General features: G+C 41.3%; 5 protein-coding genes. All 5 read left to right on the top strand.

All coding sequences use genetic code 11. The features are described 5' to 3' along the window. The first annotated feature begins 553 nt into the window (after positions 1-553). The 5 genes from HMPREF0083_RS15270 to HMPREF0083_RS15250 all read left to right on the top strand — a co-directional run bounded on the left by HMPREF0083_RS15270 (position 554) and on the right by HMPREF0083_RS15250 (position 7,602). Positions 554-3,301 carry a stalk domain-containing protein gene (locus HMPREF0083_RS15270; RefSeq protein WP_021622437.1) on the top strand — a complete coding sequence of 916 codons (2,748 nt, stop codon included), beginning with the start codon at positions 554-556 and terminating at the stop codon, positions 3,299-3,301. 85 nt (positions 3,302-3,386) lie between these two features. After that, on the top strand, positions 3,387-4,472 hold the full coding sequence (locus tag HMPREF0083_RS15265; RefSeq protein ID WP_021622436.1) for a TolC family protein: 1,086 nt from the start codon (positions 3,387-3,389) through the stop codon (positions 4,470-4,472). A 344-nt stretch (positions 4,473-4,816) separates the two neighbouring features. Then, positions 4,817-5,110, top strand: coding sequence for a hypothetical protein (locus tag HMPREF0083_RS15260; RefSeq protein ID WP_021622435.1), 294 nt, complete (start codon positions 4,817-4,819; stop codon positions 5,108-5,110). Positions 5,111-5,405: 295 nt separating this feature from the next. Further along, the gene (locus HMPREF0083_RS15255) at positions 5,406-6,467 is read left to right on the top strand and encodes an acyltransferase (protein WP_021622433.1); all 1,062 of its coding nucleotides are present in this window, start codon (positions 5,406-5,408) and stop codon (positions 6,465-6,467) included. A gap of 205 nt (positions 6,468-6,672) precedes the next feature. Further along, positions 6,673-7,602: an SLAP domain-containing protein gene (locus HMPREF0083_RS15250; RefSeq protein WP_021622432.1), complete on the top strand. Its 930-nt coding sequence runs from the start codon at positions 6,673-6,675 to the stop codon at positions 7,600-7,602. Positions 7,603-7,833 lie beyond the last annotated feature (231 nt).

Here is a 7,833-nt window from a genome sequence, read left to right as displayed (position 1 = left end):
CCTCTTACCACAAAAGTTTGTCGATTTATCAAACTAGATGTATATAGGTGCAGAAATGTCGGGCTGGCACAACAAAATATGCGGGCGAAAAATTTTTTCGCGGAATGTGCAACTTTTTCCTCTCAGCCTCGTCTAATGATATGCAGGCGAACAAGAGGGAAGAAAAAATTGCAAACAGGCGCAACTTTTTCCTCGTACCATCGTCTAATCATTATAGAAAGACACCAGCACGAAATACTAGTCTTATACAAATCTAGTATTTACATCATAGGCAGTCCGTTGTATACTTTCATTTGTGAGTTATACATAGGAAAGATTTGCCTGATTACTGGGCTTTCTGGAAGATTTGATGCAGTACCCCTTAACTATTAAAAATATAGAGAAGAGTTCTGCTCCCTGAAAGGGGGTGAAGGTACATAGATGGAGAGTAGAACTCGGCTAAGACATATACAATTCTCTCAACCAAACAGTGATGTGGGTATGTACCTTCATCATACGGAACTGATTAACGTCCGTAATTAAAAATGATAACAATATTTAGGAGGAAATAAACGTGAAGAACAACAAATCACTTAAAGTTCTTTCTACAGCTGCTATTTCTGCTGCTTTAGTAGCACCTACAGTTGCTGTACAACCAGCATTTGCTTCTTCTACTTACACAGTTTCAAATGTACAAACTGTTGGTGTTAACTCTTGGGTAGGAACAGGCTCTTCTACTGTTACTAATGTAGCTATTAAGATTCCTAGTGGAACAATCAGTAGTGGAGATACTGCAGTTGCACGTGTTCGTTTACCTAACAATGGTTTCGCAAGTATTTTGGGTGTTGATGCAAACTCAGCAGGTAAAGATTTTGTAAGAGGCGCTGGTGCGCAACAAACTTTAACGTATAATGTTACTGTTACAGCGCCAGGTAATGCTAAAACAAATTTTGATACAAAAGTTAGTTTCTCCTTTAACAATAATGGTACTCCAGTTACTGTTGATGCTGACGTGGCTCTTACAGATGCTGATACTGAAATTACGACAGCTGACAAAGTTGCATCTGCATTAAATAGCAAACCGGATTTCACAAGCAATCACTTTACGGCAGCTGGTAGTAATGGTAAGCTTGTGATTAAGCAACAGCCACCTAGTGGAACGAATACTGCTACAGTTGCACAAAATGCTTTAACAGTAACAGAAACTGATGGTTCAGTATTTGCTCTTAACGGAAGCTCACCTTCTATAGATTCTGGAAATGCAGATCAGAGCGTTATTCCTGTAAGAAATGCAGCAGATGCAGTAAACTCAATTGACAAAGTCACTATTAAACCAGTGGGTAAAAAAGCAAGTGCATACTCAGCAGCAAATAATGCTTCAGGTGGTCCTAGCAACAAAGATACAGCAAATGATGAATACGAAATTACTATCTATGGAAATGGTAATGCTAGCGAAGGTTTAGTATACCTGCCGATTAGTTCTTTGTATGTTCCAAGCGGAAACTCCGGTGCTTTTAATTTAACAATTGATTCTGCAGATGGAAAGCTTAGCAAAGGAGACCTTGCTATTGCACAAGTAGGTACTGGCTCTGTTACAGCTACAGCAGATGATATTACAGCTCTACAAAATAAAAACGGTCAATCCATTGGAACTATTCGTTTGAAAGAAGATCGTCCTGGATTATTCAATACAACTGATGAGTATACTTTGAAATTACCAAAAGGGTTCTCTTGGAACGGTCTTCCTACTGTTGAAAAAGTGTTTGGAGATGGAAATGCAAACCTTGAGGTTAGAAAAATTGATGAGCGTAAAATCGGTGTGAAGCTTAAATCAGGAACTAATCCTACTAGCACCACTGCAGGAACGTTTGCTTTGAAGAATGGTAAAGTAGATGTTGATGATGCAGTAGCAAAAACTGGTGATGTTGAGCTTACTCTCGAAGGCGATTATGGTACAACAAATGGTACACTTAAAGTTGCTACTTATGGTGACTATGGTACATCAGCAACAGTTGCTGAACCAACAACTGTAGTAGGTGGTCAGGATGATCAAGATATCGCAAACTTCACAATTAAAGAAAATGCTCCAGGAACATTCATTGATGGACGTACCATCAAATTAACGTTGAGCGGAAATGCGAAGTGGAATCTGAACAACCTTCCGAAAATCAAGACTTCTGAGTCAGATGCACAAGGTATTCGTGTTGAACCTTCTGTTTCTTCTTCCGATGCGTCTACAGTTACTTTGACTATCAAAGGAGACTCTAAAGATTCAAATAAAGTAGCTAAACTTGTATTTGAAAAAGGTACAATTGATACAGCTGCAAATGCACAAGCTCAAGATGTTAAAATGACAATTAGCGGTAGTGCGGGTGCGACTGGTGAATTAACAGTAGCTAAATTGACTCCAGCTGCTACTGTTACAGTTGATGGAGAGACTCCGAAAGTTATCATCGGTGCTCAAAACCAAGATGTTGGTACCATTGTAATCAAAGAAGCTAAGAAAGACACATTTGATGATAAAAATAAGAAACTTGTACTTCACTTCCCGGATGGAGTAAAACCAACTCTACCTACAAAAGTTGAAGTAACAGATGGGGATTTGACTCTGGATACAGCTAACGTATCTAAAGATGGTCAAGATATCTACATTCCAGTTAAATTCAGCAGTACAAAAGTTTCTACAATTAAAGTTAGCGGTGTGAAAGTAAATGTTGACCGTACAGTTTCTGAAGGAGATTTAAAAGTGGCTCTTCGTGGTGACTCTGTAGTAACTACGGACACTAAAGTTTACGCAAAAAATCATTCCCAAGGTATTTTGTATGGATACAACACAGATACTTACATTCCATTCCAAAACAATCATGATGCAGCAATAGGTACAGTTGCAAAAGTTGTAACACCTGCTGACGGCAACAAATATGCAGAAAATATCATCTTCAAAATTGGCAGCAAAACGTACACTCAAGACGGCAAAGAGATGACTATGGATGTAGCTCCAGAAGTTCATCCGGTTTACAACCGTACGTACATTCCAGCTGCACACTTTGCAGCAAGCCTGAACATTCCGGCTGACAAAGTTGTTTGGAATGAAGCTGCTAAAACAGTAACTATTTTCGCTGGTGACAAGATCGTTAGCGCAACAGCAGGTAAGAAAGAACTTGTTGTTAATGGTACTCCGGTTCAAATTGATGCACCAGTTAATTACGGCCAACACACTGGCTACCGTGTAATGGTTCCTTACACTCACCTGGCTCTTGCTCTTGGTGCTACAGTTGAGTGGAAAGCTGATACACAAGAAATCTTCGTTAACAAACGCTAATTATAGTTTGTTGATGAACAAAAAGAGGAACTCCCAAGTTGGGGGTTCCTTTTTCTTAACAAATGTAATGTAAGGAGAGATTTCTATGAAAAAAACTGCTTCTTTCCTGTTGTCAGCTGCATTATTATTCCCATTTGCTACACTTTCGCATGCTGCAGGCGGATTAACGTATCAAGAAGCCATCGACAAGGCGTTAGGCGTAAGTAAACAGTTAAAAAGTACACAGCTTGATATCGAAAGAAAATCGGAGGATGTACAAAAGGCAGGGGAAGATATTCGTTTTTTGCCTGCTGAAGCCTCAGCTTCTGCTGCAGCCGACCAAGCGTTTACTGCTTATGTAGCCCGTGGTGTTGCATATGATACAAGTAAGCAATCATTGACCACACAGCAGGATACGATTGCATACAATGTACGTACTGCATACAATAAAATTCTTCAGGAACAAGAGAAAAAGAAGTTTGCAGATTTGTCGGAGAAAAATGCCCATACACAGAGTTATGTTTCTTTTTTAAAACAGCAGGCGGGTATGGCAGGTAAAATCGAAGCAGATCGAGCAGAAAAGCTTTATGATGCAGAAAAGAAAAATAACGCAGTGAATGATACAAATCTACGTAATGCATATGAAGCCTTTAACCAACTTTTAGAGTTACGTCCCGAAGAACGTCCAGTTTTGGAAGAAAAACCTGAATATAAACCACTTGGTGAAATTGATGTAGAAGCACATATTACGGGGATAAATGCTCAGAATCCGACATTATTTCAGGCGGATAAAGGAATTGATCTAGCCAGACTTGATCTTAAGCTATACGATTGGAATCGTGCAGACACAACGTATAAAGCAAAACAGCTGGATGTTGAAAAAGCGAAAACCGGATACAGCATTGCAAAAGAAGGCACAGAGCAGGCAATCCGCGATATATATGCCAATATTCGGGCACTGGAAGAACAGTATAAAGCGTTGGAAGCCAATCTGGCGGTAGCACAAGATGCGGTTCATCTCGCACAGGTACAGTTTGATGTCGGCGTTGGTACGAAAGTGGATTTGGAAACGGCTGAACTGAAAGTGGCTGAACTGAAGCAAAAACAGTTCGACATTATTGTAAACCACGATAATCTTGTTCAAGCGTTCAATAAACCGTGGGTGCTTGCATCCGGTGGCGGCGCGAAATAAGCAGCTTAAATAGTTGATAATGGACAGTTGACAGTTAACTATGTTCAGCTGGTAAAAGAATAGTGGTTCATCAAGATAGATAGAAATGAAATCGGTATGAATGGCAAGAGAATAGTGAGGTTTCTTTTTGTCTTCAGATGAAAGTGTGTTCATTGAAGTTCAAGTGAGCAACTTATCAAGTCAAATGCATACGGTCTTAGGCTGTCAGAATACTGACGGCCTTTTTTATTGTTGACAGAAGGGGATAAGCAGAAAGCTGTAGAGAAGTTTTACACGGAAAGAAGCAAGCATTTCAGTCGCTTTATTGTTAAAATGAATGTAATGAAAAAAAGGGGGATAAACTGGTGAATGAGGAATTAAAGCAGCTATTGCGTTTAGTTTTAGATGAAAAACTGAGTCCAGTTGTGGAAAATCAGCAGAAAATGCAGCAAGATATTACAGAGATTAAGAAGGCAGTAGGCCGAATTGAAGAGACGGTCAACCGCTTGGAAGAGGATCAACCCAAAGATATCTCTGTGATGCTGCAGCTGGTTAGCCGTAAGCTGGATATACACAACATTGATCTGGAGTACCTAAAAGGGAAAGCCGGAAAGCACGATGCAGATATTAACCGAATTAATAAAATGATGGAATCGTAGAAGAGGTAGACGCCTCTTTTTTTCTTTATTTGCGGTATACTATATGAGTTATACTTGATATTTTGACATGATAACGTGGTTGGAAGTGGGAGAATCGGAGAAAGAAGAGGTTGGATGCGCCCTGCGCTCTAACAGAAGAAGGGTTAAAGCGGCCTTGTGCTTCGGTCCGATGAGTCTTTATTTAGTCTCCGATTTTCTTTTTCTTTTCTTACTTCCCACCACAGGATCATGTGTATTCATCAAGCCAGATGTAGATGGTTGATTACAATACGACAGCAAAGAAAGGAAGCATTTCATGAAGCAAAGGTTGTATGCATTCGACGATATCCGGGCGTTTGCGGCGCTTTCGGTTATCGCCATCCATGCGACGGCACCGTATGTAACCGCAGAGCCTGTAGGATTTGTATGGAACCAGTTCATGCGGTATGCGGTTCCGCTTTTTATCATTCTTTCAGGTTTTCTTCTTTATTATGCGGATCGGAAGAAAGACCATTTGAAATACGGACAGTTCATGCGTAAGCGCCTGGCGAAAATTTTTATTCCTTATCTTATCTGGACGCTTATATATACGTTGTACAAAATGCGGGAGGAGCTGGCTGATAAAGGAACAGAAGCACTGCCGGATGTATGCTGGGCGTTTTTATGCTTTCTGCCTGACGGCTCAGCCTTTGTTCACCTGTATTTTCTAATTATTATGTTTCAGTTGTATTTGCTGTATCCGGCATTGCGCCTATGGGTAAAGCGTAGGGCGAATCAGGCGCTCTTTATCTCGTTTTTATGTACGTTTTTGACGCAAACATGGGTGTATGTACATAGTGTGACGGAATGGCTCATAGAAATCCCTCAGGCAACCCGGATTTTTCCTGTGTGGCTGTTTTTCTTTGTGCTGGGCATGTATACGGCCCAATATAAGGGGAGATGGGAAGTATGGCTGAAGCGGAATGATATCCTGATAACGTTCTGTTGGCTTATTTCCATTGTGATTCTGCTTACGGATAGCTGGATAACAGAAACATATGGGGCATCGATTAAGCCGACAGTTGTCCTATATACGATTACGAGCTACTTTTTGTTTTATTATGTATGCACGAGCAGACCAAGGCGGAAACAACAAGGAGGGGGCTTCATACAGTGGCTATCAGCACAATCCTTTCTTGTGTTCCTGCTTCATCCGTTAATCCTGACAGTGCTTCGTATACTGCCAAGGGAGTATGGCGATGATGTGATTTGGGAAGGTACGGGAGGGATGCTGGGGTTATTCGCTGTGACGACAGGGATAACGCTTCTATTAACATATATCATTAGCTTTACACCGCTTGCCTCTATATTGGGCGGTGTACGGGCTGGAAAAAAGTGAGCGGTTTTATGATGAAAATCGCCAGCAACTTCTTTCACTCTTTATGGTCAAACTATATAATAGGGAAGTGTTGTACAAATCATGCTTGATATTTCGACAATGGCAAGCTAAATAAGTATAGTTGACAGTAGATTTTAACTATCCATTTTCAACTGTCCACTGTCAACTATATAGCAAGTCAGATACATATTAGGAGGACGAAGGAATGATTTCATTTTTGAAGAAGTGGCGCTCCGTCAAACCGGAGAATGAAGCGGAGCAGCCTGTAATACAAAAGGAACAGCAGATAGAGGAAGAGGCTTCAGAAGGGGAGGAAGTTCAGGGATCTTTTATCAAATTAATTCTTCCGGAAAATGAATGGGGACCATTGCTAGAGGCGGATGAATCGTATGTATTCCGGTTTGCCTTCAGTGAATTGCCAGAGCTTGAGCCGGGTGTATTTGCGATTGACGGGTATAAGCTGGAGCAGACGATGGAAGGCTTCTCTGTCCTGGGCTTTCTGCGCAATAATATGGACAAGCAGGTGGAGTTGGAGCAAGTACCGGTCGTATTGAAGGATGCGGGAGGTGCAATTATCGCTCGTCAGTTATTCAATGTGAGAGAAGAGATGAAAGTGATTCCCGCACAGAGCGGAATGCCGTGGCGTTTTACTTTCCCGTATGCTTCACTTGCGGCATCGAGTGGCGATTTATCTGCCTGGCGCCTTGAGTTTCACATGCAGGATGGGAAGACGCAAGCACGTGTGCAAACGCTTGAGTTTGAATTGTCAGGAGAGACATGGATTGAACAGCAGGCAAGAATAGATGAGCAGATCGCAACGGATATTCAGCGAGCTCTTATCAAGACAGAAGGACTTGTACACGCGATTGGTGCCAATACGGTTATGAAAGATAATGGAGAACTGGAAGTGCTTGTAGCCCTGCGGAACAGTCGTGACGAAGCGGTTTTACTCGAAGCGGATACCGTATTTACTGTGCATGATGCAACAGGAGAAGTGGTTGCTTCCCATTCGTTCGATTTGTCCGGTGTGGAGCTTCCTGCTTATTCGGCTACGCCGTATACGTTAGTGTTCCCACAATCTTCACTGAGGAAGCAAAACCCGGACTTTAGTGAATGGTCAATTGTGCAGGAATAGAGGAGAAAGCAGTGTCTTAAGCCTGATATATGTGAATAGCGTAAGAAACCTGCCGAAGTCGGCGGGTTTTTTTGTTGGTTAAAAAATGAAAGCAAGTAGTAAGGAATACATGGCTGTAGTGAACAGCACATGCAATTTCTAAATTGATACATGGTATACTAGGGGAAAACAAGCAGGAAGCGATGAATCGGTACCATCTATATAAATTACACTTGATATTTTAACAGGGTA

The organism is Aneurinibacillus aneurinilyticus ATCC 12856, from assembly GCF_000466385.1.
Classification (GTDB): Bacteria; Bacillota; Bacilli; order Aneurinibacillales; family Aneurinibacillaceae; genus Aneurinibacillus; species Aneurinibacillus aneurinilyticus.
Note: the sequence above shows the minus strand (reverse complement) of the source record. Positions and strands in the feature narration are given on the sequence as shown.